The 15,793-nt window shown below is 48.7% G+C and carries 14 protein-coding genes; 12 read left to right on the top strand and 2 right to left on the bottom strand.

What is annotated here, in order from left to right; genetic code table 11:
• Positions 1–42: 42 nt before the first annotated feature.
• Entirely contained in the window at positions 43–177 is a 135-nt protein-coding gene (locus tag NST70_RS09595; RefSeq protein WP_014097961.1) for a YqzM family protein, read from the bottom strand.
• A gap of 268 nt (positions 178–445) precedes the next feature.
• Here NST70_RS09595 and holA point away from each other — a divergent pair, with 268 nt between their 5' ends.
• Entirely contained in the window at positions 446–1,471 is a 1,026-nt protein-coding gene (holA, locus tag NST70_RS09590) for a DNA polymerase III subunit delta (RefSeq protein WP_014097962.1), read from the top strand.
• Between the two features lie 38 nt (positions 1,472–1,509).
• On the opposite strand, the gene rpsT is transcribed toward holA, so the two are convergent.
• Entirely contained in the window at positions 1,510–1,770 is a 261-nt protein-coding gene (rpsT, locus tag NST70_RS09585; RefSeq protein WP_017550564.1) for a 30S ribosomal protein S20, read from the bottom strand.
• Positions 1,771–1,905: 135 nt separating this feature from the next.
• On the opposite strand from rpsT, the gene gpr reads away from it, so the two are divergent.
• From gpr to mtaB, 11 genes are all read left to right on the top strand, one after another.
• Positions 1,906–3,057: a GPR endopeptidase gene (gene gpr / locus NST70_RS09580; RefSeq protein WP_043052562.1), complete on the top strand. Its 1,152-nt coding sequence runs from the start codon at positions 1,906–1,908 to the stop codon at positions 3,055–3,057.
• 105 nt (positions 3,058–3,162) lie between these two features.
• The gene (locus tag NST70_RS09575; protein WP_014097965.1) at positions 3,163–4,365 is read left to right on the top strand and encodes a stage II sporulation protein P; all 1,203 of its coding nucleotides are present in this window, start codon (positions 3,163–3,165) and stop codon (positions 4,363–4,365) included.
• 122 nt (positions 4,366–4,487) lie between these two features.
• Positions 4,488–6,323 carry a translation elongation factor 4 gene (gene lepA / locus NST70_RS09570; RefSeq protein ID WP_088775934.1) on the top strand — a complete coding sequence of 612 codons (1,836 nt, stop codon included), beginning with the start codon at positions 4,488–4,490 and terminating at the stop codon, positions 6,321–6,323.
• 90 nt (positions 6,324–6,413) lie between these two features.
• Entirely contained in the window at positions 6,414–7,547 is a 1,134-nt protein-coding gene (gene hemW, locus NST70_RS09565) for a radical SAM family heme chaperone HemW (protein ID WP_035184568.1), read from the top strand.
• 99 nt (positions 7,548–7,646) lie between these two features.
• Positions 7,647–8,675 carry a heat-inducible transcriptional repressor HrcA gene (hrcA, locus tag NST70_RS09560; protein ID WP_014097968.1) on the top strand — a complete coding sequence of 343 codons (1,029 nt, stop codon included), beginning with the start codon at positions 7,647–7,649 and terminating at the stop codon, positions 8,673–8,675.
• Between the two features lie 110 nt (positions 8,676–8,785).
• Complete coding sequence (gene grpE / locus NST70_RS09555; RefSeq protein ID WP_342474904.1) at positions 8,786–9,448, top strand: nucleotide exchange factor GrpE; 663 nt, start codon at positions 8,786–8,788, stop codon at positions 9,446–9,448.
• 34 nt (positions 9,449–9,482) lie between these two features.
• Positions 9,483–11,309: a molecular chaperone DnaK gene (dnaK, locus tag NST70_RS09550; RefSeq protein WP_014097970.1), complete on the top strand. Its 1,827-nt coding sequence runs from the start codon at positions 9,483–9,485 to the stop codon at positions 11,307–11,309.
• Between the two features lie 131 nt (positions 11,310–11,440).
• Positions 11,441–12,577, top strand: a complete 1,137-nt coding sequence (dnaJ, locus tag NST70_RS09545; protein ID WP_342474902.1) for a molecular chaperone DnaJ — start codon at positions 11,441–11,443, stop codon at positions 12,575–12,577.
• 22 nt (positions 12,578–12,599) lie between these two features.
• Complete coding sequence (prmA, locus tag NST70_RS09540; protein WP_328194387.1) at positions 12,600–13,538, top strand: 50S ribosomal protein L11 methyltransferase; 939 nt, start codon at positions 12,600–12,602, stop codon at positions 13,536–13,538.
• A gap of 6 nt (positions 13,539–13,544) precedes the next feature.
• Positions 13,545–14,297: a 16S rRNA (uracil(1498)-N(3))-methyltransferase gene (locus tag NST70_RS09535; RefSeq protein WP_013859695.1), complete on the top strand. Its 753-nt coding sequence runs from the start codon at positions 13,545–13,547 to the stop codon at positions 14,295–14,297.
• A gap of 5 nt (positions 14,298–14,302) precedes the next feature.
• Positions 14,303–15,655 (top strand): tRNA (N(6)-L-threonylcarbamoyladenosine(37)-C(2))-methylthiotransferase MtaB, encoded by a 1,353-nt coding sequence (gene mtaB, locus NST70_RS09530; protein ID WP_013859694.1) that lies wholly within the window; start codon positions 14,303–14,305, stop codon positions 15,653–15,655.
• The last annotated feature ends 138 nt before the right edge of the window (positions 15,656–15,793 follow it).

Below are 15,793 nucleotides of genomic sequence, written 5' to 3'. Positions count from 1 at the left end.
AAGGAACCGTCCGGAATGGCTTCGGCACTGCCCGGAGCGGGGCTATCTGCCAATGATGTCTGCTGCGGTGGCAATGATAAATATCAGCGCAAAAAACAAAAAAGAGATCAGAAAACCTGCTCCGGCATCGGCAACATCGTTCGTTTTTGACTGGACATCCTGCTCGAATTCATTCATCCAAATCCCTCCCTGTTTTTTGATTATATAATAATTTCAGAACGATTTCCACCGTTTTGGATGGAGTTGTCATTCATAGATATCCGGCTGCGTGTGACAATAAGGGTACGGGTCCACCGTTAACGGAAAAGCTTCCCGGGACTGTTCCGTTAACGTTTATATAGATAAAGGGGATTTTACGGATCCCCTTTTCCATTTGTTTTCTACTTGCAACCATGCGCCCGTTCTCTTAACATAGGGAGTAAGAAAGGTTTGGGAGCGGAACAGAATGGATGAATTATGGAAAAAGATTGAACGCGGGCAATTTTCCCCGCTTTATTTATTGTACGGCGCAGAAGATTATTTCATTCAAAAAACGAAACAAAAGTTGCTGGATCATGCGCTCACTCCGGAAGAGGCAGATTTTAATTATGCTTCGTATGACCTGGAGGAAGTGCCGGTCGAGACAGCGGTCGAAGATGCGGAGACATTCCCTTTTATGGGGGAGAGACGGCTCGTGATTGCGCACCATCCGTTTTTTTTGACTGCTGAAAAGCAAAAACAGAAAGTGGAACACCAGCTGGACAAGCTGGAAGCATACGTGAAATCTCCCGCCCCTTACACGGTTTTTGTGCTGGTTGCGCCTTATGAAAAACTGGATGAACGGAAAAAACTGGTGAAATTGATCAAAAAGCAGGCCGCAACTTTCCAGGCAAAAAAATTAAATGAAAGGGAGCTTGAAGGGTGGCTTGTTTCCCGCGCCGCTGAAGAAGGCTGCCGGATTGACAGGAAGGCTGCGGAACACTTGATTTCGCTTGCCGGAACCAATATGATTGCGCTCGATCATGAAATAAACAAGCTGGCCCTGTATGCCGGAAGCGGTAATGAAATTACAGATGGAATGGTGGAATTGCTGACGGCACGGTCGCTTGAGCAAAATGTATTTGAACTTGTCGAAAAAGTGGTTCACCGCCGCATTGATGAGGCGCTCCGGATCTATTATGACCTTTTAAAGCTCAATGAAGAGCCGATTAAAATATTGGCGCTCCTTGCCGGCCAGTTCCGGCTCATCTACCAGACGAAAGAGTTGGCAAGGCGCGGCTATGGCCAGCAGCAAATCGCGTCTTATTTAAAAGTGCATCCATACAGAGTAAAACTGGCGGCGGGGCAGGCGGGGCTTTTTTCCGCGGATGAACTGAACCGGATCATGGCGCTGCTTGCCGATAGCGACTACCAGATGAAATCGGGCGGGCTGAAAAAAGAAATGATCATTGAAATGTTTTTGTTTCAACTGCATGAAATGAAGGCAAAATAAAAAAGACGCGGATTGCGCGTCTTTTTTATTTTGGTGCGTTACGCCTGTTCGGATAATTTTTTCATCAGGCGTGATTTTTGGCGGCTTGCCGCATTTTTATGGATAAGGCCTTTAGATGCAGCTTTATCAAGGCGTTTCACCGCATCGACTAAAAGTGCTTTTGCGTTTTCGTCGTTGTTTTCAACCGCCGCTTCAAACTTTTTCACTGCCGTGCGCATGGCGGATTTTGCCGCTGTATTTTGAGCATAGTTTTTTTCGTTCACTTTTACGCGTTTAATCGCAGATTTAATGTTTGGCACCCGTTTCACCTCCTACGAGCAAACTTAGTTTGGCTCGTCCACTTTCACTTTAGAACAAATGATATTGTAACAAATGGAAGACAAGATTGCAATACATACAGCCGGAATTTGCACAAAACGAATGGTCTGGCTGGAATGGGGAAAAACAAGGATAAAGGAAACGGCCAAAAGGAGGAAGAAGAACAAATGGATCTCAGTGTTTATTCCGTCCGCACAGATTTAGCGATTGAAGCGCGTGATCTTGCAGTGGAAGAGAAAGTGAAGAACCGGGAAAGCGAAGAACTGGAAGGCGTAACGGTGGAAGAACGGACCGTAAACGATATAAAGGTGACGACGGTTCAAATTTCCAAAAAAGGGGAAAAAGTCATCGGAAAAAAGGCCGGGAATTATTTGACGATTGAAATGCAGGGCATCCGCAGCGGGGATATGGACATCCAGCAAAAGGTGGAAGAATTGTTTGCACTTGAGTTTAATCAATATTTGAAACATTTAAATATTGGTCCGGAGGCGAGCTGCCTTGTTGTCGGGCTCGGCAACTGGAATGTGACGCCTGATGCGCTCGGCCCGCTTGTTTGCGAAAAAGTGCTCGTCACCCGCCATCTGTTTAAAATCGAGCCGGAAAATGTTGAATCGCGCTACAGGCCGGTGAGTGCGCTTGCCCCGGGGGTTATGGGGCTGACCGGAATCGAAACGAGCGATATTATATTCGGCGTCAGTGAAAAATCGAAACCGGATTTTATTATTGTCGTCGATGCACTCGCATCCCGTTCGCTGGAAAGGGTGAATGCCACGATCCAGATCTCGGATACAGGCATTCAACCGGGATCCGGTGTCGGCAACAAGCGGAAAGAATTGTCGAAAGAAACGCTCGGTGTGCCGGTAATTGCGATCGGCGTTCCGACAGTGGTGGACGCCGTGACGATTACGAGCGACGCGATCGATTTTCTTTTAAAACATTTTGGCAAAGAAATGAAAGAATCAGGCCGGCCTTCACGGGCGCTTGCACCGGCAGGGCTTTCGTTCGGGGAAAAGCGGAGGCTAACGGAAGAAGATCTGCCGGGAAGTGAAGCACGGAAAATGTTTATGGGAATTGTCGGCAATCTGGATGAACAGGAAAAGCGGAAACTGATTCACGAAGTGCTCGCGCCGCTCGGCCATAACTTAATGGTGACGCCAAAAGAAGTGGACATTTTTATGGAAGATATGGCAAATCTTCTGGCGAGCGGGCTAAATGCGGCGCTCCACCCCCATGTGAACCAGGAAAATACCGGTTTTAAGACGAGGTAAGTTGCAGGCGCTCCGCCATAGCCCGAGGGCGCCCCCGCTTTTCGGTGTTCTATTCTTCCATGAGATTCATAGAATGTAATAGAATCGATTGGAAAGGGTGGGACGATGAAAAGCGGCAGGCATTCCAGCCATTTTTTTATATTGAATCTGACCAGTGTGATACGCCTAATCTCTATAATCATCCTGTCCCTCGTGCTTGTTGTCATCTTAATTGGCACATTGACGTCGTTGAAGCCGGGATACCGGGTTTCCTCTTCGGCTGTCAATGAAGCCGCAAAGCATCTTTCAAGCAAAACATTGTACAAGTACCTGCTGTCGGACAGCCAGCTGCTTGTACACCATTTTCCGGATACGGACGAGCGGCCGGTCGGAAATCTCGTGTTTGAAATGCTCACCAACATCCGCTTTGAAGACCCGCGCAGCTTTCTCGGGCGTGAACTGCCGGGATTTGAAATCTTTGACAGCAAAATCCTTGTTGCCGGAGACGGCGCTGACTATACGAATATGCCGATTGAATCCGTCCCGCCTGACAGCGCCTTGCAATCGAAAGATCCGGCCACACAAAATACGGAAAAAATCGAGGAAAATGGCGGATCGGACGATGCAAAACAGCGGCCCGGGCGGACAACGGGCGGCAAGAAACGGGTGTTGATTTATTTTACCCATACACATGAATCCTATCTGCCGTATTTAAAAGGCGTCACGAATCCCGACCTTGCCCAGCATTCGAAGATCAACGTAACAAAAGTCGGGGCGAGGCTCGCGCAGGATCTCGAGGACAAGGGAATTGGCGCAGAGGCGAATACGACTGATGTGTTGAAGCTACTTGAGAAAAACCATATGCAGTATTACCAGTCTTACCAAGGATCGCGCACCGTCGTCGAATCGGCGATGAAAAACGACCGCGACCTTCAATATTTTATTGACATCCACCGCGATTCGAGAAGAAAAAAAGATACGACCGTTACCATCAATGGAAAATCGTATGCAAAAATTGCTTTTGTGATCGGCGGGGAAAACCCGAACTGGGAAAAGAATGCAAAGCTGGCTGAGGATTTGCATAACTTGATCAAAAAGAAGTATAAAAACCTGTCAAGGGGTGTCATTTTGAAGAAAGGGGCGTCAACCAACGGAAAATTCAACCAGGATTTATCGGGAAATGCTTTTCTCATTGAAGTCGGCGGCGTGGATAATACTTTTGAAGAAATGTACCGGACGATGGATGTTTTTGCCGATGTGTTCGCTGGGTATTACTGGCAGGCGGACAGTGTAAACGGCGCCGGGAGCGGACAATCAGGAAACCGTTAGCCGTCTGAACAGGCGGTTCTTTTTTTGGCGAGGCGCGGCTGATCATTTTTCGTTGAAGTCGCGCTTTCCTGCTGATATAATCAGAAATAGTGTACATGTGCCGAATACAGGAGTGAAGGTAAATGATGAACCGTGAAGAAAAATTAGACAGGCAGAGGAGGATCCGCAACTTTTCCATTATTGCCCATATCGACCATGGCAAATCGACTTTGGCCGACCGCATTCTGGAAAAGACCCATGCGCTGAGCGAGCGCGAAATGAAGGACCAGCTCCTCGATTCGATGGAACTGGAACGGGAACGCGGAATTACGATCAAATTAAATGCCGTCCGGCTGAACTATAAAGCAAATGACGGGGAAGAATACATTTTCCATTTGATTGATACCCCGGGACATGTAGACTTTACATACGAAGTGTCACGCAGCCTTGCCGCCTGTGAAGGAGCGGTGCTCGTTGTCGATGCCGCGCAAGGGGTCGAGGCGCAAACGCTTGCAAATGTTTATCTTGCATTGGATAACAATCTTGAAATTATCCCGGTCATCAATAAAATTGACCTGCCTTCCGCCGATCCGGAACGCGTCCAGCAGGAAATAGAGGATGTGATCGGCCTTGATGCATCGGAAGCCGTTCTTGCTTCCGCTAAAGCCGGGATCGGGATTGAAGATATTCTTGAACAGGTTGTCGAAAAAGTACCGGCGCCTGAGGGGGATCCGGATGCCCCGCTGAAGGCGCTTATTTTTGACTCGCTGTATGATTCGTACCGCGGCGTGATTGCCTATATCCGTGTAATGGAAGGCTCTGTCAAAGTCGGGGATAAGATTAAACTGATGTCAACCGGCAAGGAATTTGAAGTGACAGCGCTTGGCGTAAGCACCCCGAAACCGTTGTACATAGACGAATTAACTGTCGGCGATGTCGGATTTTTAACGGCATCGATTAAAAATGTAAAAGACACGCGCGTCGGCGATACGATTACAAGCGCTGAAAATCCTGCAAAAGAGGCGCTTCCCGGTTACCGGCGGATGAATCCGATGGTTTACTGCGGCCTGTACCCGGTAGACAGCGCGAAATTCAATGATTTGCGGGATGCCCTTGAAAAGCTGGAGTTAAATGATTCGTCGCTGCAATATGAGCCGGAAACATCGCAGGCGCTCGGTTTTGGTTTCCGTTGCGGTTTTCTCGGGCTCCTGCATATGGAAATCATCCAAGAACGGCTTGAACGCGAATTCAACATTGAACTGATTACGACCGCGCCAAGCGTCATTTATAAAACTAAACTGACGGACGGCAGTGAAGTGACAGTTGATAATCCGGCGAATTTGCCGGAACCGCAGAAAATCGAATATATCGAAGAGCCGTACGTGCGCGCGTCCATTATGGTTCCGAACGATTATGTCGGCGCAGTGATGGAAATTGCCCAGGCAAAACGCGGCAATTTTATCGATATGCAGTACCTCGATGATATCCGTGTCAATGTCATTTATGAAATCCCGCTCTCTGAGATTGTATACGACTTTTTTGACCAGCTGAAATCGAGTACAAAAGGGTATGCTTCCTTTGATTACGAATTGATCGGCTACAAACAGTCCAATCTCGTAAAAATGGATATTTTACTGAATGGGGAAAAAGTGGACGCCCTTAGTTTCATCGTCCACCGCGACTTTGCGTACGAGCGCGGCAAGACGATTGTCGAAAGATTAAAAGAACTCATCCCGCGTCAGCAGTTTGAAGTGCCAGTACAGGCGGCAGTCGGCCAGAAAATTATTGCGCGTTCCAATATTAAAGCATTGCGCAAAAACGTGCTTTCAAAATGTTACGGCGGGGACATTTCCCGGAAACGGAAACTGCTTGAAAAGCAAAAAGAAGGTAAGAAAAGGATGAAGCAGGTCGGTTCTGTTGAAATCCCGCAGGAAGCGTTTATGGCTGTGCTGAAAATGGACGAGACCCCGAAAAAATAACCGGAGCGGGCAGGGAGCGGATTGGCGGCTGTCCGCGCGCTCCTTTTTCCGGGACATGCCCGTGATGAAAACAAATAAGGTTGTGATGCAATGAAAGCCGCATATATTCATGTTCCATTTTGTGAACATATTTGCTATTACTGCGATTTCAATAAATTTTTGTTAAAAGGCCAGCCGGTGGATGAATACATTGAGATGCTGCTGGAAGAAATGCGGATCAAAATGGCTGAAGCCCCTTGTGAAAAGATGAGCACGGTCTTTGTCGGGGGTGGCACGCCGACCGCACTGAATGAGAGGCAGCTTGAAAAACTGCTTGCCGCAATCCGCACGATCCTGCCTTATGACGGGGACGGGGAGTTTACATTTGAAGCCAATCCCGGGGAAACGTCTGAAGAGAAGCTGCGCCTCCTGCATGACTACGGTGTCAACCGGCTGAGTTTCGGCGTCCAGTCGTTCAATGACCGGTTGCTTGAGAAAATCGGACGGACCCACCGCCGGGAAGATGTCTACCGGACGATCAGCCATGCGAGAAAGATCGGTTTTTCCAATATCAGCATGGATTTGATGTTCGCGCTTCCTGGGCAGACGCTTGAAGATTTCCGCGAAACGCTTGACGAAGCCTTGTCGATGGGGCTGCCGCATTATTCAAGTTATTCGCTGATCATTGAGCCGAAGACGATTTTTTACAATCTGCTGCGAAAAGGAAAACTCCGCTTGCCGTCACAAGATGCGGAAGCGGATATGTACAGCATGTTAATGGACGAGATGGAAAAGCACGGCCTAAAGCAGTATGAGATCAGCAATTTTGCCACACCCGGCTATGAAAGCCGCCACAATCTCGTCTATTGGAATAATGAAGAATATTTCGGTTTCGGCGCCGGCGCCCATGGGTATGAAAAAGGTGTCCGCCTGTCCAATTACGGCGCATTGAAAAAATATATCGGCATGCTCCGGGACGGGTGCCTCCCTGTTATGGAAACACATACAGAGACAAAAAAAGAAAAAATGGAAGAAGAAATGTTTCTCGGGCTCAGAAAAAACGAAGGCGTCCGTTTCCGCCATTTCCGTGAAAAATTTGGAGTGGATATGAAAGAAGTTTTTGCAGGCGCGATCAAAGAAATGACAGAACGCGGGCTTCTTGAAGAAAAGGGCGGTTCTCTCCGGCTGACAAGGGAAGGGCGTTTTCTCGGCAATGAAGTCTTTGAAGCTTTTCTCCTCAGTTGACGCTTGATGTAAATATATTGACAACAACAGGGGATTTTGTTAATTTATTTATATAAATTAGCACTCGTTTATACGGAGTGCTAACAGGGGTGATGGAAGTTGTTAACTGATCGTCAGCTGTTGATTTTGCAAGTGATCATTGATGACTTTATTCGTTCCGCCCAGCCGGTAGGTTCCAGGACGCTTTCCAAGAAAAACGGCATTTCCTTCAGTTCCGCTACGATCCGGAATGAAATGGCAGATCTTGAGGAACTTGGGTTTATTGAAAAAACACATACGTCATCCGGCAGGGTACCTTCTGAAAAAGGGTACCGTTATTACGTCGATCATCTTCTGTCGCCACAAAAACTGGGACCGGCAGACATATCGCAGCTTCATTCGATTTTTGCCGAAAAAATAGACGAAATGGAAGAGCTTGTGAAAAAGTCTGCCCAAATCCTTTCCGAAATGACGAACTACACGGCGATTCTGCTTGGCCCGGAAGTCAAAGATACGAAACTGAAAAATATGCAGATCGTCCCGCTGAATGAAAAAACGGCGGTTGCCATTATGATTACCGATACCGGCCGCGTGGAGAACAAGACGATTTCGCTGCCGGAAGGATTCCGCCCGGGCGAACTTGAAAAAATGGTCAATATTTTTAACGAGCGGCTGGCCAATGTGCCGATTCCGGATTTAAGGGATAAAATATATAAAGAAGTCGCTGACATTTTGCGCAGCCATACTGAAAACTATGAATCGATCCTGAAGACCGTAATCAGCATGTTCAACGAAAACCGGCATGATAAAATTTTTGTCGGCGGGAAAGCCAATATTTTGAACCAGCCGGAGTTCCATGACCTTGAGAAAGTCCGTCCCCTTCTTGATATGATAGAACGGGAAGACAGTTTTTATGACCTGGTCAAACGCGTGCCAAGCGGCATTCACGTAAAAATCGGGAAAGAAAACCAGATTTCCGAGATGGCAGATTGCAGCATGATTACAGCCACCTATTCGATCGGTAACCAGCCGGTCGGCAAAATTGCAATTTTGGGCCCTACGCGCATGGAATATTCACGCGTCATCAGTATAGTGGATTTCTTGAGTAATGATATGACCAACGCCTTGACGAAACTGTATGACGGATAGGCAATACGGGCATATTGGGTAGGGAGGCTTAAAGCGCAAAAGCACATGCTTTAAGTCCTTTCTTACTGGACTTTTTTATGCCCGTCTCATTTTAAAGGGGGTGAATGCTCATGGCAGACGAACAAAACAAACGTGCTTCAGAAGAAGTGAAAGACGAACAAAAACGGGCTTCGGATGAAGTGAAAGAAGGACAAATTGAATCCGTCTTTGCGGAAGAAAAAGATACGGAAAATCAGCAGGCGCCGCCAGAGGGCGAAGGCAATGGAGCGGAAAAGGCGGAGAAGCCTGAAACCGAAAATGTCGCTGAAGAACTGAATAAAGCAAAAGAGGAGATTGAGAAATTGCGGAATGAGCTCGATCAGGCTGAAAACCGTTATCTCCGCCTGCGCGCAGATTTTGACAATTACAGGCGCCGCGTAAATCTGGACCGCGAAGCAGCCGAGAAATACAGGGCACAGGATCTGATTGTGAACCTGCTGCCGGCGCTTGACAATTTTGAACGCGCACTGTCCATGGCTGAAAAAAATGAACATACGGCCCAGTTGCTGGACGGGATGGAAATGGTCTACCGCAGCATTTTGGAGGCGCTGAAAAAAGAAGGCGCAGAACCGATTGAAGCACTCGGGAAAGAATTCGACCCGCACTATCACCAGGCGATCATGCAGGGGCAGGAAGAAGGCACTGCGTCCAATGTTGTGATCGAGGAATTCCAAAAAGGGTACATGTTAAAAGACAGGGTGATCCGCCCGTCCATGGTGAAAGTGAACGAGTAACGCGCTTTACATAATTTTTAAGGGAGGCATTATCATGAGTAAAATTATCGGCATTGACTTAGGTACGACGAACTCATGTGTCGCAGTTTTGGAAGGAGGCGAACCGAAAGTCATTCCGAACCCGGAAGGAGGCAGGACAACACCGTCTGTTGTCGCTTTTAAAAACGGGGAACGCCAGGTAGGGGAAGTCGCCAAACGCCAGGCGATCACAAATCCGAATACGATTATCTCGATCAAACGCCATATGGGCACGACACACAAAGTCACGGCGGAAGGAAAAGAATATACGCCACAGGAAATTTCCGCCATGATTCTGCAATACTTGAAATCGTATGCGGAAGATTATCTGGGCGAAAAAGTCGAAAAAGCGGTCATTACGGTCCCTGCTTATTTCAATGATGCCCAGCGCCAAGCAACGAAAGACGCCGGGAAAATTGCCGGGCTTGAAGTCGAACGGATTATCAACGAACCGACTGCCGCAGCGCTGGCATACGGCCTTGATAAAACGGATGAAGACCAGACCATCCTTGTATTTGACCTTGGCGGTGGTACATTTGACGTCTCCATCCTTGAACTCGGCGACGGCGTCTTTGAAGTGCACGCGACAGCCGGTGACAACCATCTCGGCGGCGACGACTTCGACCAGGCCATCATCGATTACCTTGTCAGTGAATTTAAGAAAGAACACGGCATCGACCTGTCGAAAGACAAAATGGCGCTCCAGCGTTTAAAAGATGCGGCTGAAAAAGCGAAAAAAGATTTGTCAGGGGTCACTTCCACCCAAATCTCGCTGCCGTTTATTACAGCAGGGGAATCAGGCCCGCTCCACCTGGAAATGACGTTAACCCGTGCGAAATTCGACGAACTGACGGCAGACCTTGTTGAACGGACAATGGGCCCGACACGCCAGGCGTTGCAGGATGCAGGGCTCACGGCGAATGACATCGATAAAGTCATCTTAGTCGGTGGCTCAACCCGGATTCCGGCCGTTCAGGAAGCGATCCGCAAAGAAATCGGGAAAGAACCGCATAAAGGTGTCAACCCGGATGAAGTCGTGGCGATGGGTGCCGCAATTCAGGGCGGCGTATTGACCGGGGATGTGAAAGACGTCGTGCTTCTCGACGTTACGCCGCTGTCGCTCGGAATTGAAACAATGGGCGGCGTGTTCACGAAATTGATTGAGCGCAACACAACGATCCCGACTTCAAAATCGCAAATCTTTTCAACTGCAGCGGATAACCAGACAGCCGTTGACATTCATGTCCTGCAGGGCGAACGCCCGATGGCTGCCGACAACAAAACGCTCGGCCGTTTCCAATTGACCGATATTCCGCCGGCACCGCGCGGCATTCCGCAAATCGAAGTTACGTTTGATATTGATAAAAACGGGATTGTCAATGTCAGCGCAAAAGACCTTGGCACTGGCAAACAGCAAAAGATTACGATCAAATCGTCCACCACTTTGTCCGATGAAGAAATCGAACGGATGGTAAAAGAAGCGGAAGCGAACGCAGAAAAAGACAAGAAGCGCAAAGAAGAAGCGGAACTCCGCAATGAAGCCGACCAGCTTGTATTCACTGCTGAAAAAACATTGAAAGAACTGGAAGGAAAAGTGGACGCATCTGAAATTTCCAAAGCCGAAAAAGCAAAAGACGAATTAAAAGCGGCCATTGAGAAGAACGATCTCAATGAAATCAGGCAGAAAAAAGATGCGCTGCAGGAAATCGTCCAAGACTTGTCCGTCAAGCTGTATCAGCAGGCGGCACAACAGCAGCAAAACACGGATGCCGGGGGAGACGGAAAAAAAGATGACAATGTTGTCGACGCTGATTTTGAAGAAGTCGATGATAATAAAAAATAACGATAAATCAATATGGCCATTTTTCAATGAGTCAGGAAAAAAGTCAAAGTCTGGTCTATTCTCGGCTTTGACTTTTTTCTTATGCGAATGCTACAATTACCTTTATGTGAACGTTTCGGGAGTGAGAAGAAATGAGTAAACGGGATTACTATGAAGTGTTGGGCGTCGCGAAAGATGCATCGAAAGACGAGATAAAAAAAGCGTACCGCAAGCTTTCCAAAAAATACCACCCGGATATTAACAAAGCGCCTGATGCTGCAGAAAAATTCAAGGAAATCCAGGAAGCGTACGAAGTGTTGAGCGATGACCAGAAACGCGCTCAATATGACCAGTTTGGGCATGCAGGGCCGAACCAGGGCTTCGGGGGCGGAAACGGTTTTGGCGGATTCAGCAGCTCGGATTTTGACAGTTTCGGTTTTGAAGATATTTTCAGCACTTTCTTTGGCGGTGGCAGAAGAAATGACCCGAATGCGCCAAGGCAGGGGGCTGATTTGCAATATACGATGACGCTTGAATTTGAGGAAGCGGTGTTCGGGAAAGAGACGGACATCCGGATTCCGCGCGAGGAAACTTGTGACACCTGCCACGGAACCGGGGCAAAACCGGGAACGCATCCGAAAGAATGCCCGCACTGTCACGGAACCGGCCAGCTCAATACCGAGCAATCGACACCATTCGGTCGGATTGTAAACCGCAGGGTATGCCATTACTGCGGCGGTACAGGCAAGATCATTACAGACAAATGCAAAACTTGCGGTGGTACCGGAAGAGTGAAAAAGCGCCGCAAAATTCATGTCAAAATTCCGGCCGGCATCGATGACGGGCAGCAGCTCCGCGTTGCAGGCCAGGGTGAACCGGGCATAAACGGCGGACCGGCCGGCGACCTGTACATTATTTTCCATGTCCGGCCGCATGAACTGTTCGAACGGGACGGCGATGACATCTACTGCGAAATCCCGATTGCTTTTACCCAGGCTGCTTTAGGCGACGAAATCGAAGTGCCGACGTTGCACGGGAAAGTTAAATTAAAAATTCCGGCCGGCACACAATCCGGCACGAAATTCAGGCTGCGCGGGAAGGGCGTGCCGAATGTCCACGGGCACGGCACCGGCGACCAGCATGTCATCGCGAGAATTGTCACCCCAAGGAAGCTTACCGAACGGCAAAAACAACTTTTGCGCGAATTCGCCGAAGCGAGTGGAGAGGTCCCGGATGAACAAAGCAGCAATTTTTTTGACAAAATGAAACGGGCATTTAAAGGGGACTAAACAGGAATGGAGTGAGGCGTTCATGAAATGGTCGGAAATTATGATCCACACCACGAACGAAGCGGTGGATCCGATTTCGAATATTTTGTATGAAGCGGGCGCCGGCGGGATTGTGATCGAGGACTCGGATGAGCTGCTGAAAGAGCATGACGACCGGTTCGGTGAAATTTATGAACTGGATCCGGACGATTTTCCGGAAGAAGGAGTCATCATTAAAGCGTACCTGCCCGTAAACAGCTTTTTAGGTGAAACCGTCGAGGAAATCAAACAGGCGATTACCAATCTGGCCACTTTTGATATTGATATCGGCCCGAACAAGGTGACGATCAGCGAAGTGCATGAAGAAGAATGGGCAACGGCATGGAAAAAATACTACAATCCCGTGAAAATATCCGAAAAATTTACGATTGTGCCGACGTGGGAAAACTATGAGCCGGTATCAAGCGATGAGCTGATCATTGAATTGGACCCCGGCATGGCGTTCGGCACCGGCACCCATCCGACCACGGTCATGTGCATCCAGGCATTAGAACGGACGGTAAAACCGGGCGACACGGTCATTGATGTCGGCACCGGTTCCGGCGTGTTAAGCATTGCCAGCGCCCTGCTCGGAGCAGGGCGGGTGCTTGCGCTTGATCTGGACGAGGTGGCGGTCCGTGCGGCTACGCTCAATGTGAAACTCAATAAAGTCCAAAACCGGGTAACTGTCAAACAAAATGATTTGTTGAAAGGCGTAAGCGGGCAAGCCGATGTGATGGTGGCCAATATTCTTGCTGAAGTGATCGCCCGTTTTGCTGAAGAGGCATTCGGACATGTCAAACCGGGCGGCCGTTTTATTGCTTCCGGCATCATCCGGCAAAAAAAGGACCTTGTCGTGGATGCGCTCACTTCTGCCGGCTTCACGATTGAAGAAACGATGGTCATGGAAGACTGGGTTGCGCTCATGGCAAAGCGCGGGTGAGAGGCCATGCAGCGTTATTTTTTAAACCGGCCGTATCGGGGGGAGCAGGAAATCCGCCTGGACGGCGAAAATTACCATCATATCGCGCGCGTCATGAGAATGTCCGCCGGAAGCCGCTTTTATGGTGTATTTTCAGATGAAAAAGTGTGCATTTGCGAAATCGGGGAAATCACAGGCGATGCCGTTATGGCCCGGATTACCGGATGGGAAACCGCCGTAAAAGAGCTTCCGGTCCATGTTACTGTATCATGCGGCCTTCCGAAAGCGGATAAACTGGAATGGATTATCCAAAAGGGAACCGAGCTGGGTGCCTTTCATTTTTTGCCTTTCATTGCGGAAAGATCCGTTGTAAAATGGGACACAAAGAAAGAAGCAAAAAAACGCGAACGCTGGCAAAAGATTGCCCGGGAAGCCGCAGAACAGTCGCACCGCAGCCACTTGCCCGAAATCAGCCCCCCTGTTTCTTTCCAGCAGCTGATCGAAGAAAGCCATACATATCAATATAAGCTGGTTGCTTTTGAAGAAAATGCAAAAGAAGGGGAACGGCACCGGTTTGCGGAAGTATTGTCGAACATATCGGAAGGCGGCAATGTACTGGCCGTTTTCGGGCCGGAAGGGGGTCTGTCCCTTGATGAAATCCGCAGGCTTGAAGCAGCCGGATTCGTATCCTGCAGCTTAGGCCCGCGCATTTTGCGGGCGGAGACGGCGCCGTTATATGTACTTTCTGCCATAAGTTACCATTTTGAATTAATGAGGTGAAGAGGATGTCAACCGTAGCATTCCATACATTAGGATGCAAAGTGAACCATTATGAGACTGAAGCCATTTGGCAGCTGTTTAAACAAGCGGGCTATGAAAGAACCGACTTTGAAACGAATGCCGATGTCTACGTGATCAATACTTGCACGGTCACCAATACAGGAGACAAAAAGAGCCGTCAGGTCATCCGCCGGGCAGTCCGGCAAAACCCGGATGCCGTCGTTTGCGTGACCGGCTGTTATGCGCAAACCTCGCCGGGCGAGATCCTCGAAATTCCCGGTGTCGATGTCGTTGTCGGCACACAGGACCGCACCAAAATGCTTGGGTATATTGAACAGTATTTGAAAGAGCGCAAACCGGTCAATGCTGTCAAAAATATTATGAAAAACCGTGTGTATGAAGAAATGGAAGTGCCGTATTTTACCGACCGGCACCGGGCTTCCCTGAAAATCCAGGAAGGCTGCAACAATTTCTGCACGTTTTGCATCATCCCGTGGGCGCGCGGCCTGATGCGGTCAAGGGATCCTGAAAAGGTCATCGCGCAAGCCCAGCAGCTTGTCGATGCAGGCTATAAAGAACTGGTTTTAACCGGCATTCATACAGGCGGATACGGCCAGGATTTAAAAGATTACAATCTTGCGATGCTGCTTCGGGACCTGGAAGAAAAAGTGCAGGGGCTGAAACGCGTCCGCATTTCGTCTATTGAAGCCAGCCAGCTGACGGATGAAGTGATTGGTGTGATTAAACATTCGAAAGTCGTTGTCCGCCATATGCATGTCCCGATCCAGTCCGGTTCCGATACGGTGCTGAAAAGAATGCGCCGGAAATATACGATGGACCAGTTCGCGGAACGGATTACCAAGTTGAAAGAAGCATTGCCGGGCCTTGCACTGACTTCTGATGTCATCGTCGGCTTCCCGGGTGAAACGGAAGAAGAGTTTATGGAAACATACAATTTCATAAAAGAACACCGGTTTGCGGAACTCCATGTTTTCCCGTACTCGCCCAGGACAGGTACGCCTGCTGCCAGAATGAAGGACCAGATTGATGAAGAAATCAAAAATGAACGTGTCCACCGCATGATCGCATTAAGCGACCAGCTGGCAAAAGAATACGCATCCCAATTTGAAAACGAGGTGCTTGAAGTCATTCCGGAAGAGCCGTTCAAAGAAGATCCGGAAAGCGGGCTGTACGAAGGCTATACAGATAATTACCTGAAAGTCGTTTTCCCGGCCACCCCGGATATGGTTGGAAAACTCGTCAAAGTGAAAATCACAAAAGCTGGGTATCCATATAATGAAGCACAGTTCGTCAGAGTGATGGACGATGTCATGCCGGCCGTAAACGAAGCCATGTAACGAAAAACAAGATGGGCCTGTTTGCCCGAAAAGGCGTGCCCGATATAAAGGCAGCCCCCCACAAACAGAATGGCGTTTAAGAGGCCGGGGCAGCTTTCGGATAAAATGCCCATCCTTTAAAGCATATGGCAAAAACAA

Origin of the sequence: Weizmannia sp. FSL K6-0777, assembly GCF_038593185.1 — a bacterium.
In the GTDB taxonomy this organism is placed as follows: domain Bacteria; phylum Bacillota; class Bacilli; order Bacillales; family Bacillaceae_C; genus Weizmannia; species Weizmannia faecalis.
The sequence above is the reverse complement of the archived record's forward strand: the minus strand, read 5'-3'. Positions and strand labels throughout refer to the sequence as shown.

Bases quoted from the DNA above. Each gene is read 5' to 3' on its own strand.
- NST70_RS09595 (WP_014097961.1), bottom strand. From the start codon at position 177: ATGAATGAATTCGAGCAGGATGTCCAGTCAAAAACGAACGATGTTGCC.
- holA (WP_014097962.1), top strand. From the start codon at position 446: ATGGATGAATTATGGAAAAAGATTGAACGCGGGCAATTTTCCCCGCTT.
- gpr (WP_043052562.1), top strand. From the start codon at position 1,906: ATGGGGAAAAACAAGGATAAAGGAAACGGCCAAAAGGAGGAAGAAGAA.
- NST70_RS09575 (WP_014097965.1), top strand. From the start codon at position 3,163: ATGAAAAGCGGCAGGCATTCCAGCCATTTTTTTATATTGAATCTGACC.
- lepA (WP_088775934.1), top strand. From the start codon at position 4,488: ATGATGAACCGTGAAGAAAAATTAGACAGGCAGAGGAGGATCCGCAAC.
- hemW (WP_035184568.1), top strand. From the start codon at position 6,414: ATGAAAGCCGCATATATTCATGTTCCATTTTGTGAACATATTTGCTAT.
- grpE (WP_342474904.1), top strand. From the start codon at position 8,786: ATGGCAGACGAACAAAACAAACGTGCTTCAGAAGAAGTGAAAGACGAA.
- dnaK (WP_014097970.1), top strand. From the start codon at position 9,483: ATGAGTAAAATTATCGGCATTGACTTAGGTACGACGAACTCATGTGTC.
- dnaJ (WP_342474902.1), top strand. From the start codon at position 11,441: ATGAGTAAACGGGATTACTATGAAGTGTTGGGCGTCGCGAAAGATGCA.
- prmA (WP_328194387.1), top strand. From the start codon at position 12,600: ATGAAATGGTCGGAAATTATGATCCACACCACGAACGAAGCGGTGGAT.
- NST70_RS09535 (WP_013859695.1), top strand. From the start codon at position 13,545: ATGCAGCGTTATTTTTTAAACCGGCCGTATCGGGGGGAGCAGGAAATC.
- mtaB (WP_013859694.1), top strand. From the start codon at position 14,303: ATGTCAACCGTAGCATTCCATACATTAGGATGCAAAGTGAACCATTAT.